This window comes from Cronobacter sp. HA18006, from assembly GCF_011605445.1.
Lineage (GTDB): Bacteria > Pseudomonadota > Gammaproteobacteria > Enterobacterales > Enterobacteriaceae > Cronobacter > Cronobacter sakazakii.
In genome coordinates, this window is the sequence record NZ_JAANQB010000022.1 from 83690 (window position 1) to 108233 (window position 24544).

General features: G+C 57.1%; 22 protein-coding genes and 1 other RNA gene. 12 read left to right on the forward strand and 11 right to left on the reverse strand.

Features of this window, described 5'->3' with window-relative positions; all coding sequences use genetic code 11:
* Positions 1-12 precede the first annotated feature (12 nt).
* The 5 genes from rsmE to metK all read right to left on the reverse strand — a co-directional run bounded on the left by rsmE (position 13) and on the right by metK (position 5167).
* The gene (gene rsmE / locus G9X48_RS15045) at positions 13-744 is read right to left on the reverse strand and encodes a 16S rRNA (uracil(1498)-N(3))-methyltransferase (RefSeq protein WP_004385633.1); all 732 of its coding nucleotides are present in this window, start codon (positions 742-744) and stop codon (positions 13-15) included.
* A 73-nt stretch (positions 745-817) separates the two neighbouring features.
* The gene (gene endA / locus G9X48_RS15050; RefSeq protein ID WP_097641820.1) at positions 818-1525 is read right to left on the reverse strand and encodes a deoxyribonuclease I; all 708 of its coding nucleotides are present in this window, start codon (positions 1523-1525) and stop codon (positions 818-820) included.
* An 88-nt stretch (positions 1526-1613) separates the two neighbouring features.
* Positions 1614-2114, reverse strand: a complete 501-nt coding sequence (locus tag G9X48_RS15055; protein ID WP_004385635.1) for a SprT family zinc-dependent metalloprotease — start codon at positions 2112-2114, stop codon at positions 1614-1616.
* 90 nt (positions 2115-2204) lie between these two features.
* Positions 2205-3599: a sugar porter family MFS transporter gene (locus G9X48_RS15060; protein ID WP_004385636.1), complete on the reverse strand. Its 1395-nt coding sequence runs from the start codon at positions 3597-3599 to the stop codon at positions 2205-2207.
* Positions 3600-4012: 413 nt separating this feature from the next.
* Positions 4013-5167, reverse strand: coding sequence for a methionine adenosyltransferase (gene metK, locus G9X48_RS15065; protein WP_004385637.1), 1155 nt, complete (start codon positions 5165-5167; stop codon positions 4013-4015).
* A 654-nt stretch (positions 5168-5821) separates the two neighbouring features.
* On the opposite strand from metK, the gene yqgB reads away from it, so the two are divergent.
* From yqgB to speB, 3 genes are all read left to right on the forward strand, one after another.
* On the forward strand, positions 5822-5968 hold the full coding sequence (gene yqgB, locus G9X48_RS15075) for an acid stress response protein YqgB (RefSeq protein ID WP_004385639.1): 147 nt from the start codon (positions 5822-5824) through the stop codon (positions 5966-5968).
* The gene (gene speA, locus G9X48_RS15080) at positions 5961-7937 is read left to right on the forward strand and encodes a biosynthetic arginine decarboxylase (RefSeq protein ID WP_004385640.1); all 1977 of its coding nucleotides are present in this window, start codon (positions 5961-5963) and stop codon (positions 7935-7937) included. Before yqgB ends, speA begins: the two co-directional genes overlap by 8 nt.
* A 222-nt stretch (positions 7938-8159) precedes the next feature.
* Positions 8160-9080 carry an agmatinase gene (speB, locus tag G9X48_RS15085; protein WP_007718896.1) on the forward strand — a complete coding sequence of 307 codons (921 nt, stop codon included), beginning with the start codon at positions 8160-8162 and terminating at the stop codon, positions 9078-9080.
* Positions 9081-9197: 117 nt separating this feature from the next.
* On the opposite strand, the gene G9X48_RS15090 is transcribed toward speB, so the two are convergent.
* Positions 9198-9956, reverse strand: coding sequence for a M48 family metallopeptidase (locus G9X48_RS15090; RefSeq protein WP_004385643.1), 759 nt, complete (start codon positions 9954-9956; stop codon positions 9198-9200).
* Between the two features lie 280 nt (positions 9957-10236).
* Between G9X48_RS15090 and tkt the strand changes: the two genes are divergently transcribed.
* A complete protein-coding gene (tkt, locus tag G9X48_RS15095; RefSeq protein WP_004385645.1) occupies positions 10237-12228 on the forward strand; it encodes a transketolase in 1992 nt (663 codons plus the stop codon).
* Between the two features lie 55 nt (positions 12229-12283).
* Here tkt and G9X48_RS15100 read toward each other — a convergent pair whose 3' ends face one another.
* On the reverse strand, positions 12284-13420 hold the full coding sequence (locus G9X48_RS15100) for an ADP-ribosylglycohydrolase family protein (RefSeq protein WP_105536294.1): 1137 nt from the start codon (positions 13418-13420) through the stop codon (positions 12284-12286).
* Between the two features lie 353 nt (positions 13421-13773).
* Here G9X48_RS15100 and epd point away from each other — a divergent pair, with 353 nt between their 5' ends.
* From epd to G9X48_RS15130, 6 genes are all read left to right on the forward strand, one after another.
* Positions 13774-14793, forward strand: a complete 1020-nt coding sequence (gene epd / locus G9X48_RS15105) for an erythrose-4-phosphate dehydrogenase (protein ID WP_014728100.1) — start codon at positions 13774-13776, stop codon at positions 14791-14793.
* 76 nt (positions 14794-14869) lie between these two features.
* On the forward strand, positions 14870-16033 hold the full coding sequence (pgk, locus tag G9X48_RS15110; protein ID WP_004385648.1) for a phosphoglycerate kinase: 1164 nt from the start codon (positions 14870-14872) through the stop codon (positions 16031-16033).
* A gap of 96 nt (positions 16034-16129) precedes the next feature.
* The gene (gene fbaA / locus G9X48_RS15115; protein ID WP_004385649.1) at positions 16130-17206 is read left to right on the forward strand and encodes a class II fructose-bisphosphate aldolase; all 1077 of its coding nucleotides are present in this window, start codon (positions 16130-16132) and stop codon (positions 17204-17206) included.
* Between the two features lie 190 nt (positions 17207-17396).
* The gene (locus G9X48_RS15120) at positions 17397-18335 is read left to right on the forward strand and encodes a small-conductance mechanosensitive channel MscS (protein WP_097564063.1); all 939 of its coding nucleotides are present in this window, start codon (positions 17397-17399) and stop codon (positions 18333-18335) included.
* A gap of 145 nt (positions 18336-18480) precedes the next feature.
* Entirely contained in the window at positions 18481-19116 is a 636-nt protein-coding gene (gene argO, locus G9X48_RS15125; protein ID WP_097564062.1) for an arginine exporter ArgO, read from the forward strand.
* 104 nt (positions 19117-19220) lie between these two features.
* Entirely contained in the window at positions 19221-20018 is a 798-nt protein-coding gene (locus G9X48_RS15130) for an oxidative stress defense protein (protein ID WP_007870732.1), read from the forward strand.
* Positions 20019-20046: 28 nt separating this feature from the next.
* Here G9X48_RS15130 and argP read toward each other — a convergent pair whose 3' ends face one another.
* Positions 20047-20940 carry a DNA-binding transcriptional regulator ArgP gene (argP, locus tag G9X48_RS15135; RefSeq protein ID WP_004385653.1) on the reverse strand — a complete coding sequence of 298 codons (894 nt, stop codon included), beginning with the start codon at positions 20938-20940 and terminating at the stop codon, positions 20047-20049.
* Positions 20941-21107: 167 nt separating this feature from the next.
* On the opposite strand from argP, the gene rpiA reads away from it, so the two are divergent.
* Together rpiA and serA are read left to right on the forward strand one after the other, a co-directional pair.
* The gene (gene rpiA / locus G9X48_RS15140; RefSeq protein WP_007796106.1) at positions 21108-21767 is read left to right on the forward strand and encodes a ribose-5-phosphate isomerase RpiA; all 660 of its coding nucleotides are present in this window, start codon (positions 21108-21110) and stop codon (positions 21765-21767) included.
* Positions 21768-22036: 269 nt separating this feature from the next.
* Positions 22037-23275: a phosphoglycerate dehydrogenase gene (gene serA / locus G9X48_RS15145; RefSeq protein WP_007892625.1), complete on the forward strand. Its 1239-nt coding sequence runs from the start codon at positions 22037-22039 to the stop codon at positions 23273-23275.
* 80 nt (positions 23276-23355) lie between these two features.
* On the opposite strand, the gene G9X48_RS15150 is transcribed toward serA, so the two are convergent.
* The 3 genes from G9X48_RS15150 to zapA all read right to left on the reverse strand — a co-directional run bounded on the left by G9X48_RS15150 (position 23356) and on the right by zapA (position 24523).
* Positions 23356-23952, reverse strand: a complete 597-nt coding sequence (locus G9X48_RS15150; protein WP_032975607.1) for a 5-formyltetrahydrofolate cyclo-ligase — start codon at positions 23950-23952, stop codon at positions 23356-23358.
* A gap of 15 nt (positions 23953-23967) precedes the next feature.
* Positions 23968-24151, reverse strand: a non-coding RNA gene (ssrS, locus tag G9X48_RS15155) — 6S RNA.
* A gap of 42 nt (positions 24152-24193) precedes the next feature.
* Positions 24194-24523: a cell division protein ZapA gene (zapA, locus tag G9X48_RS15160; RefSeq protein WP_004385658.1), complete on the reverse strand. Its 330-nt coding sequence runs from the start codon at positions 24521-24523 to the stop codon at positions 24194-24196.
* Positions 24524-24544: the final 21 nt, after the last annotated feature.

A 24544-nucleotide genomic window follows, 5' to 3' on the forward strand; every position in this document is an offset into this window, starting at 1 on the left:
TATTTTTCTCCTTTAGCCCAGATCGCCAAAGCGCACCTGCAGTGCGGTGATGGCGGTGAGCGCAGTGGTCTCTGTGCGCAAAACGCGTGGTCCTAACAGGATATCAGTAAACTGGTAACGTGCGGTCATGGCAATTTCGTCAGCGGAAAGGCCGCCTTCCGGGCCAATCAGCAGACGCACGCGCTCAACGGGCTGCGGCAGCGTGTTGATGCTGTGGGCGGCGCGCGGGTGAAGATTGAGCTTAAGGCCGCTGTCCGGCTCGGCGCACCAGGCTTCAAGATCCATCGCCGGGCGGATTTCCGGCACCACGTTGCGACCGCACTGCTCGCAGGCGGCAATCGCGATTTTCTGCCACTGCTGCAGCTTCTTATTAAGACGCTCTTCATCAAGCTTAACGCCGCAGCGCTCGGAGAAGAGCGGGGTAATGACGCTGACGCCAAGCTCAATCGATTTCTGGATGGTGAATTCCATTTTCTCGCCGCGCGACATCACCTGGCCCAAATGTAAAAAGAGCGGCGATTCGCGGTTCGCCTCTTCACGGCTCACCACATTCACCAGCACGCTTTTTTTGCTCGCCTGCGTGATTTCAGCGGCAAAGACGTGGTTGCTGCCGTCGAACAGTTGCAGCGCCTGGCCTGCGCTCATGCGCAGCACGCGGCCAACGTGGTTCGCGGCGTCTTCATCAAGAGCGATTTCACGCCCGACGACCAGCGGCTCGGGGTGATAGATGCGGGGAATTCGCATGGGCATTTTCCGGTAAACGGGCTTGCGGCATCGCGCGGCAAGCCCTGCGTTAACAATTGCCCGGTAGTGTAGGTTAGCGGTTTTGCCCCTGGCAAGCCTGCTGTACATAGGGGTTATGGTTGCCCTGCACCTTCGCGATGCGTTCGTCGCGGGTACACTCCCACGGTGTCACCGGGTAGAGCTTGTTCCAGGCCTCGAAAAGCTGCGTCTGGGCGCGCGACAGGTTGAGCTGATATTTATCGCGCATATAGAAATAGGTGCGTGCGATAGCGCCGCGGGCGCGGGCAGGCGGCTCGGCCTGTTTATTTTTAAAGTCGACTTTCATTTCGCACTGGCCGTACTGGCCTTCACCGCCGCGCCACTGGCTGTAAAGGAAATTGCCGCGATCGCCGTTCACTTCGCCGACGGCGGGTTGCAGGTTATGAAGATCGGTTTCCATATCGCGATAGACCGGGTCTTTATCGCAGTTTTTCCGTCCGCCATCCTGCCAGCACTGGCGCTGGTGGCCGAACTGCCACGCGGGCACCACGTGCTCCCATTCGATGCGCGAGGCGCGGTTTTCGTTTTTCCGCACCTGATAGCCGCAGGCCTTGAGATCGGGGATCCCTTTTTTGCCCTGCCAGGTAATCGGGCAGCCGCAGTAGAAATCGCCAGGCGCGTCGGCGTTGATTTTCACGCCAGCCGCTTTGGCCTGGCTGAAACTATGAATACCGGACGCCAGCGCGGCGGGTGCGGCAAAGGCGACGCACAGCGCCGCCACCAGTGTAATTTTGCGAGACATCTTCCAGCTCCTTGTCCGAAGGTGTTCGCAACGTAACGAAGGCAGGCGCCGGAAGCAATCGGTTATTGCCAGAAATTTCCTGAAGGCGTCAGTTTTCCGCAACCAGCGTATCGCCGCAGCGCACGCAGCGGTACTGGGTTTCGCCGCGCACGACGCGGTTATGACGGCGCACGGTCAGTTGATGCTGCTGGCAGCGACAGCGGTAGGGGAAGGTGTTAGCTCGCACCGAATCGAGCTCAAACTGATGCGTACGGCGCGCCGGAACGCCAAGCACGCTTTCCATCATCCATTTCCACTCTTTGCCGTGCGGCGGCACGCGGCCAAAATGCTTCCAGACCAGCAGATGCGCCAGCTCGTGCGGCACCACTTCATCAATGAACGCCTGCTGGTTTTCCATCAGCAGTACCGGATTTAAGCGGATTTCATAGCTTTCGAGCCAGGCGGTGCCCGCCGCTGTACCGCGCTGTTGATAGACCAGTTTCGGTTCAGGGTAGTTGCGGCCAAGTTTGAGGTTAGCGCGTGCGAGCGCGTCGCGCAGACTGCGCATTACGGCCTGTTGAATGGCGATAGGGAGACGTGGGGTTTTCATAGCGAGAGGATAGAGCTGAGGCGGGGATGGGCGCAAGGGGCGGCTGCCCCTTGCGTGCGCCGCCCGCGTAAACGGGCGGCAAGATCAGGCTTAGTCGTTCGAACCGATATCGCGCAGTTTACGGCCCTGCATCAGGTTACGTTCAATATGCTCCAGCGACACGTGCTTGGTTTCCGGTACCAGCAGTACGGTCAGCACGATGAAGAACAGGTTGAGACCGGCATAGACCCAGAAGGTCGGCGCGTTGCCCAGCGTGTTGAGCATGGTGAGGAAGGTCGCACCGACAATCATGTTCGCAATCCAGTTGGTCGTGGTGGAGAGCGTGATGCCGAAATCGCGGCCTTTCAGCGGCTGAATCTCAGAGCACAGCACCCAAATCAGCGGACCGGCGCTCATGGCGAAACCGATGATGAACATCAGCAGCATCGCGACGGCGAAGTACTGGCCAGCCGGGCTGTCGATGCCCATGTGCAGCATGGTGCCGAGAATGCCCATACCGGCGGCCATGACGATAAAGCCCAGAATCAGCGTCGGCTTACGGCCCCAGCGGTCAACCAGGCCGATGGCGATAAAGGTCGCCAGGACGTTGGTCAGGCCGACAATCACGGTGCCCCACATCTGCTCTGTGGTGTTGGAGTAACCCGCCAGTTCAAAGATTTTCGGCGCGTAATACATGATGACGTTCATCCCGGTGAACTGCTGCATCACCTGCAACAGAATGCCGAGGAAGACCGCGCGGCGGAAGTTGCTGTTGTCTTTAAACAGCGCCCAGCCGCCCTGTTTCACCTTCAGGCTTTCACGAATCTCTTCCAGCTCGCGTTTGGCTTCGGCGCTGGAGTCACGCAGGCGCAGCAGGACGCGCTCGGCGTCGTGGAAGCGGCGTTTGGCGGCGAACCAGCGCGGGCTGTCCGGCAGGAAGAAAACGCCAATCAGCAGCAGGATGGCCGGGATAGTGATAACACCCAGCATCCAGCGCCAGGCACCGCTGTAGCTGAACGCGGTGTCAGAGAGATACGCGCCCAGAATACCGATGGTGATCATCAGCTGATACATAGAAATCATACTGCCGCGGATTTTCTCCGGCGCAATTTCAGAGAGGTACAGCGGCGCGGTGTAAGAGGCGATACCGACCGCGAGGCCCAGCAGTACGCGGGAGATAATCAGCACTTCCACATTTGGCGCGAACGCCGAGCAGAGGGAGCCGATAACGAACAGCACGGAGCCAATCATCAGGCTGTATTTACGCCCGAGACGCGAAGAGAGCCAGCCGCTGCCGACCGCACCGACGGCGGCGCCGAACATCATGGAGCTGACCACCCACTCCTGCTCGTGGGGTGTGATATTAAAATCTTTGGCGATAAAGGGCAGTGCGCCCGCAATGACGCCGATATCGAGGCCGAAAAGAAGTCCTGCCAGGGCCGCCAGAAAGCAGACGAAGAACGTCATGGCCTTGTGTGAACGCCCCTGTTTTTTATTGTCAGGCATACTGCCCTCCAGTTGGGTTATTGATTTTATCGTGGTAAAGGGTAAGTTAGCGTAACGTAAAAATATGTGATATCAGTCACGTGCGTGTAATCGGTTACACTACTGTCAGCTTGTGTAAAGCGCTTATCCCTTTTTTAATCAGTTAATTAGTGTAGCCAGAAACGAAGCGGCGGAGAGGAATTCAGACTAAACCGAAGCGGGATGTAACAGAATGCAGAAAGAGCATTTGCCTATAGACAATTCTGAAAAAACGCCGCTTTTCCTGCTCATGTAATCGGTTTCAGTGAGATCGTGTCCGTCGCGATGGCAGAAAGTATAGCTGCTGGCAGAAAAGAGGAAGGGGCGGGGGGCTATCACCACCCAAAAAGCAAAAGGCCAGCACAAGGCTGGCCTTTAAGAGAACCACGCAGAAATTATTTCAGACCGGCAGCGTCGCGCAGCAGTTGCGCTTTGTCGGTTTTTTCCCACGGGAAGTGTTCGCGGCCAAAGTGACCGTAAGCGGCGGTCTCTTTGTAGATCGGGTGCAGCAGATCCAGCATCTGGATCAGGCCGTACGGACGCAGGTCGAAGAACTCACGCACCAGCAGGGTGAGCTGCTCGGTCGCAATTTTCTCGGTACCGAACGTTTCAACCATGATGGAGGTCGGCTCTGCGACACCGATAGCGTAGGAAACCTGGATTTCACAACGGTCAGCCAGGCCTGCGGCCACGATGTTTTTCGCGACATAACGCGCCGCATACGCTGCGGAACGGTCAACTTTAGACGGGTCCTTACCGGAGAACGCGCCGCCACCGTGACGCGCCATGCCGCCATAGGTGTCAACGATGATCTTACGACCGGTCAGACCGCAGTCGCCCATCGGCCCGCCGATAACGAAACGGCCCGTCGGGTTGATGAAATATTTGGTGGATTCATTCAGCCATTCCGCAGGCAGAACCGGCTTGATGATCTCTTCCATGACGGCGTCGTGCAGAACGTTCTGCTCGATGTCTTCCGCGTGCTGGGTGGAAAGCACAACGGCGTCGATACCCACGATTTTGCCGCCATCGTACTGGAACGTGACCTGGCTTTTCGCATCCGGGCGCAGCCACGGCAGGGTACCGTTTTTACGCACTTCCGCCTGACGCTGTACCAGACGGTGCGCGTAGGTGACCGGTGCCGGCATCAGCACGTCGGTTTCGTTGGTGGCGTAGCCGAACATCAGGCCCTGGTCGCCCGCGCCCTGCTCAAGCGGATCGGTGCGGTCAACGCCCTGGTTGATGTCCGGAGACTGTTTGCCGATAGCGCTCAGTACGGCGCAGGAGTTGGCGTCAAAGCCCATATCGGAATGGACGTAGCCGATTTCGCGTACCGTGTTGCGGGTAATCTCTTCGATATCGACCCACGCGCTGGTGGTGATTTCACCGCCGACCAGCACCATGCCGGTTTTTACGTAGGTTTCGCAGGCCACGCGTGCTTTCGGATCCTGCTCAAGAATGGCGTCCAGCACTGCATCGGAGATCTGGTCCGCAATTTTATCGGGATGTCCTTCTGAGACAGATTCAGAAGTAAAAAGGTGTTTTGCCATGTTTTGTATCACCCTGGATAAATCAATTAGCTCAGCATACCGTGTGTCGGTGCCATCTAAGAAGAAAATTCTGCGGCCATGCAGGTAAACACACAGGAAGGCTAAGTGTTAATCAGTATAGATGGATTAACATCTGGACGGCTATTCTAGGTTAAATCTTAAGCCGATTTCCAGCAGTTTTTGCAGCATTGAACAATGCCTTTAACGCCGCGCTGGCAAGAATTCCTGACAAGGACGGCAAACGGCGCTTTTTTGTTTTGCTTTTTACCTGTGTTCCCGGTATAAAACGGCGCGCGCGGCTCCTGCAAAAAAGCGCACGGAAACAGTCTCCGTGTCGCCACTTCCAGCCGGGCTGAGAGTGATTTTTAGCTTTGGCTTATCGCCGGTCTACAAGGGCTGGCGTGGAGGTGATACCAGATAATGAACCGCCGTTATTCGCTTAATCTGCCATGCCGTTCTGGCGTGCGCTTTTCCCCCGCAACCTGCATCTCTTTTTTGCAAACCTGCCGATGTTCTACCCATCTCGGCGCTTCTCAGGATTCCCGGGCCGGTCACGGCTTGCGATAACTGAACAAGGGCTCTCCTGACGTCAGGAGTTTTCTCGTGGTTTCGCCGACCCGTCACACGGAGTTCGGTTACGTGTTTTACAATGATATGAATAAGAAACCGGTCGCGCGGCAGGGTGGTCAGCACTATGTGCTGGATAACTCTGCTGTTTATGGGTTGTTATCACAGTGTAACGCTGCGATAGTAGTTAACTGTTTTACACTTTCGACAAAATTTGAGGTTCGCTATGTCTGACGACATCTTTTCATCTTCGCCTTCGTCAGCGGGCGAACAGGGTGTACTACGTTCCATGCAGGAGGTTGCAATGAGCTCCCAGGAAGCCAGCAAGATGCTGCGTACTTACAATATTGCCTGGTGGGGCAATAACTACTACGACGTTAACGAACTGGGCCATATCAGCGTTTGCCCGGATCCTGACGTCCCCGAAGCGCGCGTCGATCTCGCGAAGCTGGTAAAGGAGCGTGAAGCTCAGGGCCAGCGCCTGCCTGCGCTGTTCTGCTTCCCGCAGATCCTGCAACATCGCCTGCGTTCCATTAACGCGGCGTTTAAACGCGCCCGTGAATCCTACGGCTATAACGGCGACTACTTTCTGGTCTACCCGATTAAGGTAAACCAGCATCGTCGCGTGATTGAATCGCTGATCCACTCCGGCGAGCCGCTGGGCCTGGAAGCGGGCTCCAAAGCGGAGCTGATGGCGGTACTGGCGCACGCGGGCATGACCCGTAGCGTTATCGTCTGCAACGGCTATAAAGACCGCGAATACATTCGTCTGGCGCTGATCGGCGAGAAGATGGGCCACAAGGTCTATCTGGTCATCGAGAAGATGTCGGAAATCAAAATCGTGCTGGAAGAAGCCGAACGCCTGAACGTGATCCCGCGTCTTGGCGTGCGTGCGCGTCTCGCCTCGCAGGGCTCCGGCAAATGGCAGTCTTCCGGCGGCGAAAAATCGAAGTTCGGCCTGGCGGCGACGCAGGTGCTGCAACTGGTTGAGATGCTGCGCGAAGCCAATCGTCTCGACAGCCTGCAACTGCTGCACTTCCACCTGGGCTCCCAGATGGCGAATATCCGCGACATCGCCACCGGCGTGCGCGAATCCGCCCGCTTCTATGTGGAACTGCACAAGCTTGGCGTGAATATTCAGTGCTTCGACGTGGGCGGTGGCCTGGGCGTGGACTATGAAGGGACGCGCTCGCAGTCTGACTGCTCGGTCAACTATGGCCTGAACGAGTACGCGAACAACATTATCTGGGCTATCGGCGACGCGTGTGAAGAAAACGGCCTGCCGCACCCGACGGTCATTACCGAATCCGGCCGTGCGGTAACCGCGCACCACACCGTGCTGGTCTCCAATATCATCGGCGTTGAGCGTAACGAATATACCGAGCCGACCGCGCCGTCTGAAGACGCGCCGCGCCCGCTGCAAAGCATGTGGGAAACCTGGCAGGAGATGCACGAGCCGGGCACGCGCCGTTCGCTGCGCGAGTGGCTGCACGACAGCCAGATGGATCTGCACGATATTCATATCGGCTACTCTTCCGGGTCATATTCGCTCCAGGATCGCGCCTGGGCGGAACAGCTCTACCTGAGCCTGTGCCAGGAAGTGCAGAAACAGCTCGATCCGCAAAACCGCGCGCATCGCCCGATTATCGACGAACTGCAGGAGCGCATGGCGGATAAGATTTACGTCAACTTCTCGCTGTTCCAGTCGATGCCGGATGCCTGGGGTATCGATCAGCTCTTCCCGGTGCTGCCGCTGGAAGGTCTGAACCACGCGCCGACGCGCCGTGGCGTGCTGCTCGATATTACCTGTGACTCCGACGGCACCATTGATCACTACGTCGATGGCGACGGCATCGCGACCACCATGCCGCTGCCGGAATACGATCCGGAAAACCCGCCGCCGCTGGGCTTCTTTATGGTGGGGGCGTATCAGGAGATCCTGGGCAACATGCATAACCTCTTCGGCGATACCGAAGCGGTGGACGTGTTTGTATTCCCGGATGGCAGCGTGGAAGTGGAGCTTTCCGATGAAGGCGACACCGTGGCGGATATGCTGCGTTACGTCCAGCTCGACCCGGATACGCTGCTGACGCACTTCCGCGATCAGGTCAAACAGACTGGTCTTGATGCCGCGCTGCAACAGCAGTTCCTGGAAGAGTTCGAGAGCGGCCTGTACGGCTACACCTATCTCGAAGACGAGTAACCAGGTTTTAGCCTCCTGCCGGTCAGGAGGTTAAAAAACGCGCGGCGAAATTTCCTGTTCTATACTGACGAGCATGAGCCGCGCGCTATTGAACCTGAACGAAAATCTGGCGATAATCCGCGCCAACATGCTGTACACGAATCCATCCCTTCCTCGTCGGGTTTAACGACGCGGAGGGGATTTTTTTTATCCCACGTCTCAACCTTAAAAGAGGTCAGATTCATGAACACCTTAGGCCATCAGTACGACAACTCCCTGGTTTCCAATGCCTTTGGTTTTTTACGCCTGCCGTTGAATTTCATGCCGTATGACAGCGACGCCGAGTGGGTGATCACCGGTATTCCGTTTGATATGGCCACCTCTGGCCGTTCGGGCAGCCGCTTCGGACCTGCCGCTATTCGTCAGGTGTCCACTAACCTCGCGTGGGAAGGCAACCGCTTCCCGTGGAACTTCGATATGCGTAAGCGCCTGAACGTCGTGGACTGCGGCGATCTGGTCTACGCGTTCGGCGATGCGCGCGAGATGAGCGAGAAACTCCAGGCGCACGCGGAAAAACTGCTGGCGGCCGGTAAGCGTATGCTCTCTTTCGGTGGTGACCACTTCGTGACGCTGCCGCTGCTGCGCGCCCACGCGAAGCACTTCGGTAAAATGGCGCTGGTGCATTTCGACGCGCATACCGATACCTACGCCAACGGCTGTGAATTTGACCACGGCACCATGTTCTACACCGCGCCGAACGAAGGCCTGATCGATCCGACCCGCTCCGTGCAGATTGGTATCCGTACCGAGTTCGACAAAGACAACGGCTTTACCGTGCTGGACGCGCCGCAGGTGAACGACCGCACCGTTGACGACGTAGTCGCGCAGGTGAAACAGATTGTCGGCGACATGCCGGTATACCTGACGTTCGACATCGACTGCCTGGATCCGGCGTTCGCACCGGGCACCGGCACGCCGGTGATTGGCGGCCTGACCTCCGATCGCGCGCTGAAACTGCTACGCGGCATTCAGGATCTGAACATCGTCGGTATGGATATTGTGGAAGTGGCACCGGCATACGACCAGTCTGATATCACCGCACTGGCCGCGGCGACGCTGGCGCTGGAAATGCTCTACATCCAGGCGGCGAAAAAAGGCGAGTAATCTTTGCCTGGCCCGGCAGCGTAACGTAATGCTTGCCGGGCTGACAGTATTCATTCGCAAAAACGCCGGACAAGGCGAAACCTTGTCCGGCGTTTTCTTTTATATAGCTAAAGCCGCTTATTTCAGCCCGTCTGCCTTCATGCGATCGCGAATGTGCTGCGCGCGCGCTTCTGAGGCCGGGTGATCGTCAAACATGGAGCTCTGACGGCCTTTTTCCAGCTTCGCGAGTTTCTCAAAACTGGTGGCAAGCCCTGACGGATTAATACCGCGTTTACGCAGCAGATCGTAAGAGTAGTCATCCGCTTCAGATTCCTGACGCTGCGAGAACTGCGCGTTCACCAGCTGTTCGCCAAGCTCGCCCAGCTGCGACTGCGACAGGCTGCCCACGATGCCGCCCGCAGAAGCCGCCGCACCACGCAATGCGTTGGTGCCAAGCGCCACCTGCATGCCGCGCTTCACGTGGCCCAGCGCGACGTGGCCCATTTCATGGCCAATCACCGCTTCTACTTCGTTATCGTTCATCATGTCCATCAGACCGCTGTAAACGCGGATGCAGCCGTTCGCCATCGCGAAGGCGTTGACGTCTTTTTCCTCGTAAACCTTGTAGTTCACCGGCTGGCCGTTGATGTTATCGCCAAGCGCCGCGGCGATTTTGTTCAGGCGCTGCGTATACTGGCTGTTCGCTGGCGCGATTTTCGCTTTGCTGTCCTGCGATTTACAGGCTTCGTCACTCAGCGCTTTTACCTGCGCGTCGCTTAAGGTATAGGCCTGGAATGCCTCGGCACCTGAGCTCAGCAGGCCGTTGGAATTCATGTTTTGGCAGCCGCTCAGCAGCGCTGCTGCGGTCATGCTCAGTACTATCGCGCGCATTTTCATCGTTATGCTTCCACGCTCCATTGAGGTTTTCATTATCGTCGCCGCGAAACGGCTTCGCTGGCTTGCGGCTTAGTATAAAGAGGTTTGCGCACCTGCGGCGAGTGGGTTGCGCAAACTGCGAGCGGCTTCCAGAGATTTCTTATCGGACAAAAGGATGCTCCATGTACATGCCCAGCCGCTTGGGTTACATTGTGGGACACTTTTTCGGGCGTAGCCCATAACGCGTAGTAGTCAAGCCGTTAACAAGGCGTGGCCTTCAACTATCCGATCTGGAGTCAAAATGTCCTCTCGTAAAGAGCTTGCCAATGCTATTCGTGCGCTCAGCATGGACGCAGTACAAAAAGCCAAATCCGGCCATCCGGGTGCCCCGATGGGCATGGCTGACATTGCCGAAGTCCTGTGGCGTGATTTCCTGAACCATAACCCGCAGAACCCGTCCTGGGCCGACCGCGACCGCTTCGTGCTGTCTAACGGTCACGGCTCCATGCTGATTTACAGCCTGCTGCACCTCACCGGTTACGATCTGCCGATCGAAGAGCTGAAGAACTTCCGTCAGCTGCATTCCAAAACGCCGGGCCACCCGGAAGTCGGCTATACGCCGGGCGTGGAAACCACGACCGGTCCGCTGGGGCAGGGGATTGCGAACGCGGTCGGCATGGCTATCGCCGAGCGCACGCTGGCAGCGCAGTTCAACCGTCCTGGGCATGACATTGTCGACCACTACACCTACGCCTTCCTGGGCGACGGCTGCATGATGGAAGGCATCTCCCACGAAGTCTGCTCGCTGGCGGGTACGCTGGGCCTCGGCAAACTGGTGGCGTTCTACGATGACAACGGCATCTCCATCGACGGCCACATTGAAGGCTGGTTCACCGACGATACCGCTAAACGCTTTGAAGCCTATGGCTGGCACGTGGTGCGCGGCGTGGACGGCCACGACGCCGATTCCATCAAGCGCGCCATCGAAGAAGCGCGTTCTGTTACCGACAAACCGTCTCTGCTGATGTGCAAAACCGTTATCGGTTTCGGCTCGCCGAACAAAGCAGGCACCCATGATTCCCACGGCGCACCGCTGGGCGACGCCGAAGTGGCTGCGACCCGCGAACAGCTGGGCTGGAAATATGAGCCGTTCGTGATCCCGCAGGAAATCTACGCGCAGTGGGATGCCAAAGAGATGGGCCAGGCCAAAGAAAGCGCCTGGAACGAAAAATTCGCGGCCTACGCGAAAGCGTTCCCGCAGGAAGCCGCTGAATTCACCCGCCGTATGAAAGGCGAAATGCCGGCTGATTTCGCCGCGAAAGCGCAGGAGTTCATCGCGAACCTGCAGGCGAACCCGGCGAAAATCGCCAGCCGTAAAGCCTCTCAGAATGCTATCGAAGCCTTCGGTAAACTGCTGCCGGAATTCCTGGGCGGCTCTGCCGACCTCGCGCCGAGCAACCTGACCATCTGGTCTGGCTCGAAAGCAATTAATGAAGATGCCGCAGGCAACTACATTCACTACGGCGTGCGCGAATTCGGCATGACCGCCATCGCGAACGGTATCGCGCTGCACGGCGGTTTCCTGCCATACACCTCGACCTTCCTGATGTTTGTGGAATATGCCCGTAACGCGGTGCGTATGGCTGCGCTGATGAAGCAGCGTCAGGTGATGGTCTACACCCACGACTCCATCGGTCTTGGCGAAGACGGCCCGACCCACCAGCCGGTTGAACAGCTGGCGGCGCTGCGTGTGACCCCGAACATGAGCACATGGCGTCCGTGCGACCAGGTGGAATCTGCGGTAGCGTGGAAATACGCGGTTGAGCGCCACGATGGCCCGACGGCGCTGATCTTCTCCCGTCAGAATCTGGCGCAGCAGGAACGTAGCGAACAGCAGCTGGCGGATATCGCCCGCGGTGCCTACATCCTGAAAGACTGCGACGGTCAGCCGCAAATCATCTTCATCGCCACCGGCTCTGAAGTTGAACTGGCTGTTGCCGCTGCCGATAAACTGGCTGCAGAAGGCGTGAAAGCGCGCGTGGTTTCCATGCCGTCTACCGATGTTTTCGACAAGCAGGATGCCGCTTACCGCGAAGCCGTGCTGCCGAAAGCGGTCAGCGCGCGCGTGGCTATCGAAGCGGGCATCGCCGACTACTGGTTCAAATACGTTGGCCTGAACGGCGCTATCGTCGGTATGACGACCTTCGGCGAATCCGCGCCGGCTGAGCAGTTGTTTGAAGAGTTCGGCTTTACCGTGGATAACGTGGTAAGCAAGGCAAAAGCGCTGCTGTAATCGCGCATAGCGTTATAAAACGAACGGGAGGCCAGCGCCTCCCGTTTTTTTTGGCTCAGTCGCCCGGATATTTTTCCCGCAACGCGATGGCAAACGGTGAGTTATCGTAGTCAGAGACCGGCCAGTCGCGGTAGTCCAGCAAATCATCCGCCATTTCCTGAATCACCGCGTTAAGCTCAAGCCGCGCCAGCCATGTTTCCGGCAGAGCCGTGATGCCGTACATCGCGCCGAGCAGGTTCCCGGCTATCGCACCGGTCGAGTCGGAATCGCCGTCATGGTTTACCGCCATCAGTACGCCCTCTTCAAACGAGCGGGCGCGCAGCGCGCAAAACAGCGCGATGGCGAGCGCCTCTTCGGCCACCCATCCCTCGCCCAGTGTTTTGATAGCCTCCCGCGGCGTAAGCGGCGCGGCGGCGAGCGTGCGCGCATGCTCCAGTGCGCGCCATGTTTCTTCATGCTGCGGCGCGTTTTTCAGTAAATCCAGCGAGCGCGTCAGCGCTGCGTCAAGGGGTTCGCCCTGAACGAGCTGCAAAACCAGCGCTGCCAGCACACCGCCGGTGAGATAGCCGGTAGGATGACCGTGCGTGAGTGCGGCGAGCTGGCAGCCGGTGTCAAACGCCGCTTTCAGTAAATCGCTGCCCGGGTAACGCACGTAAAAAAGCCCCACCGGCGCCACGCGCATAACGCCGCCGCAGCCCTTGCTGTCGTTACGGGCCGGTTCGCCGAAGGCGCGCATTTCGCGCAGTGCGCTGAGGCACGTATTGCCCGGCGCGCGGGCATGGAAGAGCGCGTTATGCCCGGCAAGCCAGCCGGACATCTGCGTTTTATCCAGCAGATTGTGGCGGTTGCGCTCGCCCTGCGTCAGCAGCCAGCGCAAATACGCGTGAGCGGTCACACCGGTGAACGACGGGCCGATGCCGCGCATCGCCGCACGCATCCAGGCCCGCAGCAACCCTTCAGCGGTAAAGAGCGTCATCTGCGTGTCGTCCGTGATTTTCCCGATGCCGCCCCATGCATATTCATAATCCGTGACGCCCTGCGCCCCGAAGCGCGCGGTGATTTCCGCAAGCCGTAAAAATTCCACCGGGCCGCCGAGCGCATCGCCCACGGCGCCGCCAAGCAGGCAGCCGCGAAAGCGCGCGCGCAGGGCGGCGAGACTTCCTGCGTTTTCGTACTCTTCTGGATACGCCATCACCATCCCTTTGTTAATGTGGAGCCGTGACCATTGTAGGATGCGGCGGCGGGCGCGTAACGTCGATATTGACTGCCGTTATGGTTTATTTCTGTCCGTCATTCACCCTGGCAGGTGTAATGGTGGAATTTATTCCAGAAAAAATGTGATGCAGGTCAGAAGTTAGTGTCATTTCGCTGCGTTATCATTCCTTTTATTCCACGTTTCGCTTATTCTTGCTGAAGCGTTTCAGTCGACTGATTGTTCGACAATCCATCAAACGGTTGTAGTTTGTGACGGGCGAGGATTCCCCTTCAAAGGTGGCTGCATTACTCTGTCAGCTCCTTCACATCCGGGATTCTGGCAGGAGAGATATGACCTTACGCGTAGCGATTAATGGCTTCGGTCGCATCGGGCGCAACGTAGTTCGTGCGTTGTATGAGTCCGGCCGTCGCGCGGAAATCAGTGTGGTCGCCATTAATGAGCTGGCCGATGCTGCGGGCATGGCGCATCTGCTGAAATATGACACCAGCCACGGCCGTTTCGCGTGGGATGTTCGTCAGGAAGGCGAGCAGCTCTGGATTGGTAACGATGTCATTCGTCTGCTGCATGAGCGCGACATCAACGCGCTGCCCTGGAAAGCGCTGGATGTGGACGTGGTGCTCGATTGCACCGGCGTTTACGGCAGCCGCGCCGATGGCATTGCCCATCTCGAAGCGGGCGCGCGCAAAGTGCTGTTCTCACACCCGGGCGGCAACGATCTCGATGCCACCGTCGTTTACGGCGTTAATGAAGAAGAACTGCGCGCTGAGCATCGCATTGTTTCTAACGCCTCCTGCACCACCAACTGCATTATTCCGATTATCAAGCTGATGGACGACGCGTTCGGGATTGAATCCGGCACCGTGACGACCATCCATTCCGCCATGCACGATCAACAGGTTATCGACGCTTATCATCCGGATCTGCGCCGCACTCGCGCGGCCAGCCAGTCCATCATTCCGGTCGATACCAGGCTTGCCGCCGGTATAACGCGTATTTTTCCTAAATTCCATGACCGCTTTGAGGCAATTGCGGTGCGCGTGCCTACCATTAACGTGACGGCCATTGATTTAAGCGTGACGGTGCAAAAACCGGTAAAAGCCCATGAAGTCAACCTGTTGCTGCAAAAAGCGGCACAGGGTGCATTTCATGGTATAGTTGACTATACGGAATTACCGTTGGTCTCAACAGATTTTAACCACGATCCGCACAGCGCCATTGTGGACGGCACCCAGACACGGGTGAGTGGAGCGCACCTGATTAAAACACTGGTCTGGTGCGATAACGAATGGGGCTTCGCTAACCGGATGCTCGACACCACGTTAGCGATGGCAGCTATTGGTTTCAGGTAAGATTTCATGCGTTACGGCCTTAAGGCCAGCGCGTATGGTGTCTGCAAAACTTTAAGAATCAACGAGAGGATTCACCATGTCTGTAATTAAGATGACCGATCTGGATCTGGCAGGTAAACGCGTTCTGATCCGCGCCGATCTCAACGTTCCGGTAAAAGAGGGCAAAGTTACCTCTGATGCGCGTATCCGCGCCTCCCTGCCGACCATCGAACTGGCTCTGAAACAGGGCGCTAAAGTGATGGTGACGTCCCACCTGGGCCGCCCGACCGAAGGCGAATACAACGAAGAATTCTCTCTGCTGCCGGTAGTTAACTACCTGAAAGACAAACTGAACTCCCCGGTTCGCCTGGCGAAAGACTACCTCGACGGCGTTGAAGTGGCTGAAGGCGAGCTGGTCGTTTTAGAAAACGTTCGCTTTAACAAAGGCGAGAAGAAAGACGACGAAACACTGGCGAAAAAATACGCGTCCCTGTGCGACGTATTCGTAATGGACGCGTTTGGTACTGCGCACCGCGCGCAGGCTTCCACCCACGGTGTCGCGAAATTCGCTGACGTCGCGTGCGCAGGCCCGCTGCTGGCAGAAGAACTGGACGCGCTGGGTAAAGCGCTGAAAGAGCCGGCTCGCCCGATGGTTGCTATCGTGGGTGGTTCTAAAGTTTCTACCAAACTGACCGTACTGGACTCCCTGTCTAAAATCGCTGACCAGCTGATCGTGGGCGGCGGTATCGCCAACACCTTCGTTGCAGCCCAGGGCCACAACGTCGGTAAATCTCTGTACGAAGCGGATCTGGTTGACGAAGCGAAACGCCTGCTGGGCACCTGCGACATTCCGGTTCCGACAGACGTTCGCGTAGCGACCGAGTTCTCTGAAACCGCACCGGCTACCCTGAAATCTGTTACTGAAATCAAAGATGAAGAGCAGATCCTGGATATGGGCGACGTTTCCGCTGAGAAACTGGCTGAAATCCTGAAAAACGCCAAAACGATTCTGTGGAACGGCCCGGTAGGCGTGTTCGAGTTCCCGAACTTCCGTAAAGGCACCGAAATTGTGGCTCGCGCTATCGCTGAAAGCGACGCGTTCTCCATTGCCGGCGGCGGCGACACCCTGGCGGCTATCGACATGTTCGGCATCGCCGACAAAATCTCCTACATCTCCACTGGCGGCGGCGCATTCCTCGAATTCGTGGAAGGCAAAGTCCTGCCGGCAGTTGCGATGCTCGAAGAGCGCGCGAAGAAATAATCTAAGCAGGCGGGGCATCCCGCCTGTTTTTCAGCGCGCCTGACAGCTCGCTTACCCTTTTCAACGGTCGAAGATACACATACAGGACAACGCAATATGTCTAAAATTTTTGATTTCGTAAAACCGGGCGTCATCACTGGCGACGACGTACAGAAAGTATTCCAGGTAGCTAAAGAGAACAACTTTGCGCTGCCGGCAGTTAACTGCGTGGGTACCGATTCCATCAACGCCGTTCTGGAAACCGCTGCGAAAGTTAAAGCGCCGGTTATCGTTCAGTTCTCTAACGGCGGTGCCGCGTTTATCGCAGGCAAAGGCTTCAAAGGCGAAGGCCAGCAGGCAGCCATTCTGGGCGCTATCTCCGGTGCGCATCACGTTCACCAGATGGCTGAACATTACGGCGTGCCGGTTATCCTGCACACCGACCACTGCGCGAAGAAACTGCTGCCGTGGATCGACGGCCTGCTGGACGCGGGTGAAAAACACTTTGCCGCTACCGGCAAACCGCTGTTCTCTTCTCACATGATCGACCTGTCTGAAGAGTCTCTGGAAGAGAACATCGAAATCTGCTCCAAATACCTGGAGCGCATGTCCAAAATGGGCATGACCCTGGAAATCGAACTGGGCTGCACCGGCGGTGAAGAAGATGGCGTGGACAACAGCCATATGGACGCTTCCGCACTCTACACCCAGCCGGAAGACGTTGACTACGCGTACACCAAACTGAACGCGATCAGCCACCGTTTCACCATCGCGGCGTCCTTCGGTAACGTACACGGCGTTTACAAGCCGGGTAACGTAAAACTGACCCCGACCATCCTGCGCGACTCTCAGGAATATGTTTCTAAGAAACACAACCTGCCGCACAACAGCCTGAACTTCGTGTTCCACGGCGGTTCCGGTTCTTCCGCTCAGGAAATCAAAGATTCCGTCAGCTACGGCGTAATCAAAATGAACATCGATACCGACACCCAGTGGGCAACCTGGGAAGGTATTCTGAAGTACTACAAAGAAAACGAAGCTTACCTGCAGGGTCAGCTGGGCAACCCGAAAGGCGAAGACCAGCCGAACAAGAAATACTACGATCCGCGCGTATGGCTGCGCGCCGCGCAGACCAGCATGGTGACTCGTCTGGAGCAGGCGTTCAAAGAACTGAACGCGGTAGACGTACTGTAATCTTTTCTACAGCGTCATCTGAAAAAGCCCACCTCTGGTGGGCTTTTCTTTTTGGGAAGAGCAACATACCGAAATCTGATTCGCGGGTGGTCGACTGGCAGAGCGCCGGGGTTTTGTTTACCCTTTAACGACTGGCGCTGCCGCAATCCGGGCAGTTTATCAATCACCCGACCAGGGGAAAGGATGTCGAATGGATGATTTACACGTAATAGACAGCATTAATAACGCCGGCGGCTGGCTGGTGCGCAACCAGGCGCTGCTTATCAGCTACGCCGTGAATATTGTGGCGGCCATCGCCATTATTATCGTCGGGATGATTGTGGCGCGCGCCATTTCCAATACGCTTAACCGCGTTATGGTTGCCCGTCATATCGACGCCACCGTGGCGGATTTCCTCTCAGCCCTGGTGCGCTACGGGATCATCGCCTTTACGCTGATTGCCGCGCTGGGCCGAGTGGGTGTGCAGACGGCGTCCGTTATCGCCGTACTCGGTGCCGCCGGTCTGGCCGTGGGTCTGGCTTTACAAGGCTCACTCTCAAACCTCGCGGCAGGCGTTCTGCTGGTCACGTTCCGTCCGTTCCGTGCGGGTGAATATGTCGATCTCGGCGGCGTCGCGGGCTCCGTGCTGCATGTGCAGATCTTCTCCACTACGCTTCGCACGCCGGATGGCCGTATCGTCGTGGTGCCGAACGGAAAAATCATCGCAGGCAACATCATTAACTTCTCGCGCGAGCCGGTACGCCGTAATGAATTTATCATTGGTGTGTCTTACGACGCGGATATCGATAAAGTGCGCGCGCTGCTGACTGAGATCATTCAGTCCGAAGACCGCATTCTGAAAGATCGCGAAATGACCGTGCGCATGAACGAACTGGGCGCGTCGTCTGTGAACTTTGTCATTCGCGTGTGGAGTAAGAGCAGCGATCTGCAGGAGGTTTACTGGGACGTACTGGAGCGCATCAAGAAAACGCTGGATGCCAACGGTATCGGCATTCCTTACCCGCAGATGGACGTGCATTACAAGCCGGTAAAAATCGAGGCTGAAGAGAAAACTCAGCCGCAAGCGCCGCAGTCAGGGATTATTACACAGCCTGACGCGCCGAAAGAAAAACCGGCCGACGGCCAGTAAGCTCAGGACGGTCTGCCACGCGCAGGCCGTTTTTTTACGCCTCACTATTAGCGTTGCTTATTGGTGATTAAAACTATTCGTTTTTGCTAATAAAAAGCAGCCCGTACACTGAGCGCCAGACATCACCACTCTTCGGGGACGCAACGTGCTAAGTTTTTATTTTCAGGGGCTTGCGCTGGGAGCAGCGATGATTTTGCCGCTCGGCCCGCAAAACGCTTTTGTGCTCAATCAGGGCATCCGCCGCCAGTATCATCTGATGATCGCCTCGCTCTGCGCGCTCAGCGATGTCGTCCTGATTTGCGCCGGAATTTTTGGCGGCAGCGCCATCCTGATGCAGTCGCCGTGGCTGCTGGCGCTGGTCACGTGGGGCGGCGTGGCGTTTTTGCTGTGGTACGGCTTCGGGGCGCTGAAAACCGCGCTGGCGGGCAACCCGGAGCTGGCATCGGCAGACGTTCTCAAACAGGGCAGGCTGCGTATTATCACCACGATGCTTGCGGTAACCTGGCTTAATCCGCACGTTTATCTCGACACCTTTGTGGTGCTCGGCAGCCTTGGCGGGCAGCTTGACGCCATACCGAAGCGCGCCTTTGCGCTCGGCACCATCAGCGCGTCGATTATCTGGTTTTTCAGCCTTGCGCTTCTGGCCGCCTGGCTTGCGCCGCGGCTTCGTACCGCACGCGCGCAACGGATGATTAATCTGTTAGTTGGTCTGGTGATGTGGGTTATCGCCTTCCAGCTGGCGCGCGAAGGGATAGAAAATCTGTCTGCGCTCGGCCTCTAAGCCTTCTCTGATGGACATTCGGCACTGAACCGCTAAGCTTGCAGGCAGATGCCCGACACTCTCTGGCGGGCAGTTTTACTTGCACGCAGCATGGAGGAAGAACAGTGAAGTTTAAAGTGATGGCCCTTGCGGCAATGATTGGTTTCGGCGCGGCGTCTGTGCAGGCGAATGAACTGCCCAACGGCCCGCATATCGTCACCTCCGGCACGGCGAGCGTGGATGCGATACCGGATATCGCGACGCTGGCTATTGAGGTCAATGTTTCCGCGAAAGACGCGGCGGCGGCAAAAAAACAGGCGGACGAGCGAGTAGGGCAGTACCTGACTTTCCTGCAAAATAACGGCGTTGAGAAAAAAGACGTTAACGCCGCTAACCTGCGTACCCAGCCGGAATATGAGTACCTCAAGGATGGTAAAACCCAGCTGAAAGGCTATCGCGCGGTGCGTACCGTCGACGTGACGTTGCGCAAACTCGATAAACTGAACGAGCTGCTGGATGGCGCGCTGAAAGCGGGCCTGAATGAAATCCGCTCCGTCTCTTTAGGCGTGGCGCACCCGGATGAATATAAAGATAAAGCCCGCAAAGCGGCTATCGATGACGCGGTGCGTCAGGCGCAGCAGCTGGCGAGCGGCTTTAACAGTAAACTTGGCCCGGTTTACAGCGTGCGTTATCACGTCTCTAACTACCAGCCGACGCCAGTGATGCGCATGATGAAAGCCGAAGCGGCAGCGCCGGCTTCTGCGCAGGACACCTACGATCAGCAGACTATCCAGTTTGACGATCAGGTGGATGTGGTGTTTGAACTTGAGCCTTCTCAGGCGCAGAGCGGTACGGCGAATCAGAATGGTTCGGGAAGCCAGGGCACTGCGCCTGCGGCGACCAACGCGCCATCACAGCAGTAAACGAAAAACCCGCCATCCGGCGGGTTTTTTAATCCTGACGCAACACTTTGTGGCCGTATTCCAGCAGCGCATCGGTAACCTTGCGCATCATTCTGCTTTCCGGCGCAAAGCGGTGCCAGAAGAGCATCCGGCGCTGGTACAGCCCCGGCGTGAGATCGATAAGCTCACCGCTTTGCAGCTCTTTTTCAATTTGCAGGTGCGGGATCATACAGCACGTAGTGCCCTGACGGGCCAGCTGTACGAAGGCTTCTGACGAGTTAACGATGTGGCAGGGCACGCTGCCTGGCGGCAGATCGAAATTCTGCTGTAAAAACGCCTGATGCATATCATCCAGATGGTCGAACGCGACGGCGGGCGCTTTCAGAAGCGACGCGCGCGTCACGCCGTTTGGAAAGTAGCGATCGGCAAAAGGTTTCGAGGCGACAAAGAGATAGTCCAGCGCGCCCAGTTGATCGACAAGGCAGCTTGGCAACGCCTGCGGCTGAATACTTACCGCGCCGACCACTTCACCGCGGCGCAGCCGCTCCTGGGTACGGGTTTCATCTTCCACCTGCAAATTGAGACGCACTGGCGAATCTGCAAGCACGGGGGCAAGCGCGGGCAAAAGCCAGGTCGCGAGACTGTCGGCGTTGACCGCAAGCGACAGCAGCAGCGGCGTTGAACCGGTCTGTTCATCGCCAAGCCACTCTTCTTCCAGCAGCTCAACCTGGCGCAGCAGAGCCAGCAGCTTTTGCCCTTGCTCGGTCGGGCGCGGCGGTACGGTGCGCACCAGCAGCGGTTGGCCGAAGGTATTTTCCAGCTGTTTAATACGTTGTGACACGGCGGACTGCGTAATACACAGCTTTTGTGCGGCGCGCTCAAACCCGCGCTCTCTGATTACCGCATCCAGCGCCTGTAGTGTTCGGTAGTCCGGGCGTTTCATCTCTCTGGTGTGCTCCCTGTCTCGTTATGTTCCGCACTATGACATAAATTTGCACCGGATACAGACCCAAACGCAAACATCGGAGCTGTGCCGCAGAATGACTCCCCCATTGCCCGGCGGGTTGTTTTATAATGCGCCACAGTTTTTACACCACAGGCAAAACTCTCATGACGCAGGATGAACTTAAAAAAGCCGTCGGCTGGGCCGCACTGAAGTACGTCGAGCCGGGCACGATTGTCGGCGTAGGCACAGGCTCCACCGCCGCGCATTTTATCGACGCGCTGGGCACCATGAAAAACGAGATTGAAGGCGCGGTTTCCAGCTCTGACGCCTCCACCGCAAAGCTCAAAAGCTTAGGCATTACTGTTTTCGATCTTAACGAGGTGGATTCTCTGGGCATCTATGTCGATGGCGCAGATGAAATCAACGGCCAGATGCAGATGATCAAAGGTGGCGGCGCGGCGCTGACGCGCGAGAAAATCATCGCGTCGGTGGCACAAAAGTTCATCTGTATCGCGGATGCGTCCAAACAGGTGGATGTGCTCGGCACTTTCCCGCTGCCGGTAGAAGTGATCCCGATGGCCCGCAGCGCGGTCGCGCGTCAGCTGGTAAAGCTCGGCGGACGCCCGGAGTATCGCCAGGGTGTGGTGACGGATAACGGCAACGTGATTCTGGACGTTTACGGTTTAACCATTCTCGACCCGATCGCGCTGGAAAATGCCATTAACGGCATTCCGGGCGTCGTTACCGTTGGTCTGTTTGCCAATCGCGGCGCGGACGTGGCGCTCATCGGCACCGCCGATGGCGTGAAAACCATCGTAAAATGATCTGACCGGGGCGCTCCGGCGCCCCTGCGGTTAAAAAAATTCCCCTGCGTTAAATTTGGTGACATCTCTCACATTTTTGTTTCCATCCTGTTAATCCTTCCGTCATATTTCTGCCATGCAACATTTTCTTCTGCCTTTTATCTCTGCGTGATGTTTCTTCAACGTCGCGACGCAAACGTTCATATTGCCGGGAACGCAAATTTTGATATGTTGGCAGAAGGCTGGCTTATTTCAGCTTCATAACAGTTCAGACAAGACAGGGTCGGGAAATGGCAAAAGTATCGCTGGAGAAAGACAAAATTAAATTCTTGCTGGTGGAAGGGGTTCACCAGAAAGCCATCGATAGCCTGCGTGCCGCAGGTTATACCAATATCGAATACCACAAGGGCGCGCTCGACAGCGAACAGCTGAAAGCGTCCATCCGCGATGCGCACTTTATCGGCCTGCGATCCCGTACTCATCTGACTGAAGAGATTTTTGCCGCGGCGGAAAAACTGGTGGCGGTCGGCTGCTTCTGCATCGGCACCAACCAGGTGGATCTGGACGCGGCGGCGAAGCGCGGCATTCCGGTCTTTAACGCGCCGTTCTCCAACACCCGCTCGGTGGCCGAGCTGGTCATTGGCGAGCTGTTGCTGCTGCTGCGCGGTATTCCGGAGGCGAACGCCAAAGCGCATCGCGGCATCTGGAATAAGCTCGCGACGGGCTCGTTTGAAGCGCGTGGTAAAAAACTCGGTATTATCGGCTACGGCCATATTGGCACTCAGCTCGGTATCCTCGCGGAATCGCTGGGGATGAACGTGTTTTTCTATGATATCGAAAGCAAGCTGCCGCTCGGTAACGCCACGCAGGTGCAGCACCTCTCCGATCTGCTCAATATGAGCGACGTGGTGAGCCTGCACGTGCCGGAAAACGCGTCCACCAAAAATATGATTGGTGCCGAAGAGCTGGCGCTGATGAAACCCGGCGCGCTGCTGATTAACGCCGCGCGTGGTACGGTGGTCGATATCCCGGCGCTGTGCGAGGCGCTCTCCAGCAAACATCTGGCCGGTGCCGCGATTGACGTTTTCCCGGTTGAGCCTGCGACCAACAGCGATCCGTTTAACTCGCCGCTGTGCGAATTCGACAACGTGATCCTGACGCCGCATATCGGTGGTTCAACCCAGGAAGCGCAGGAAAATATCGGTCTCGAAGTGGCGGGTAAACTCGCGAAATACTCCGATAACGGCTCTACGCTCTCAGCGGTGAATTTCCCGGAAGTTTCTCTGCCGCTGCACGGCGGAAGCGTCAGCCGTCTGCTGCATATTCATGAAAACCGCCCGGGCGTGCTGACTGCCATCAACCAGATCTTCGCCGAGCAGGGCGTCAACATCGCGGCGCAGTATCTGCAAACTACGCCGCAGATGGGTTATGTGGTGATTGATATTGATGCGCCGGAGGACATCGCGTACAACGCACTGCAAAGCATGAAGGCGATTCAGGGCACGATCCGCGCGCGTCTGCTGTATTGATGTGATAAGGCTGGGCATTTTGCCCGGCCTGCTGAACGAGATGTTGAGCCGGGTTAGCGTAAGCGACCCGGCTTTTTATTTCACCAGCGCCAGGTTTGGGTGGGCGTCACTACCACAGGCAGCGGAATATCCCACTCCTGCACAGGCAGGCTTTCCACCTGCTGACAGTCATGCGCGTAGCCGACCGGCAAGAACCCGTGCGCGCGCCAGTTTTGCAGCGTGCGGTCGTAAAAGCCGCCGCCCATGCCGAGGCGCTGCCCTGTGCGGTCAAACGCCACCAGTGGCGTGATAAGCACGTCGAGACGGTCTAACGGCAGCACATGGCGCACATCCAGCGCAGGCTCAAGAATTTTCAGACGATTCGTGGCGAGCAGGCTGTCCGGCAGGTATCGCAAAAACAGCAAATTGCCGGGGCTGAAAGGGTGAAGTACAGGCAGGTATACCTGTTTTCCGGCGCGCCAAAGGCCTTCGATCAGTGGGCGGGTATCGAGTTCGCCATCAAAAGAGAGAAACACCGCGACGCTTTTGGCTTCCACCACCGGCGCGAAGCCCAGCATACGGGCAGCGGCCTGTTCAGCGAAATGTGCCTGCTGCTCAGCCGTCAACGCGCGACGCTTCTGGCGGATCTCTTTACGGATGTGCTGACGAAGGTCTGAAGTAACGGGAAGTTCTGTCATGGTAGTAAAAGAAGGGGAATCTCCGAGATGCCGCCGCAGGCTGTAACCCTTGAACCCGCGGTTCAAGGTGAATGCGTCGTCACGGTTTTCAGGCTTCTCGGACGAACCGAGCATGCTCACCAACCGTGGAGCGTCACATTCTGTTTTTTTGAAATATCGGCTCAGGGGACTGGCCCGCTTGCGAACATCTCAGAGAAATTTTTTGCTTCACGGTCACTCTACCATAGTAGACCCAGAAGCGTTATTCAAACTTAGGCTCCGCTCTTTCGCTTATGCGACCTTGCTCAAGTAATGCTTGTTCAATGGTCTGCTGGAGCATCCGGATACGCTGTTCCATGTTGGCCGCGTAGTCACGGGTTTTCACTTTTTCCTGAGCCAGCTCATAACAGATGTTTAATGCTGCGATGAAAACTAACTGCTCAGTATTGGTGACTCTAGTGCGAACTTTCAGATCTTGCAACCGTTGATTCAGCTCGTCCGCAGCCTGATTCAGTGCATCTCGCTGTTCAGGCGGGCAATTCACCCGCAGTGAACGCCCAAAAATTTGGATATCGACTGGTTGTGCAGACATTCCACTTTCCTGCTGTTGACT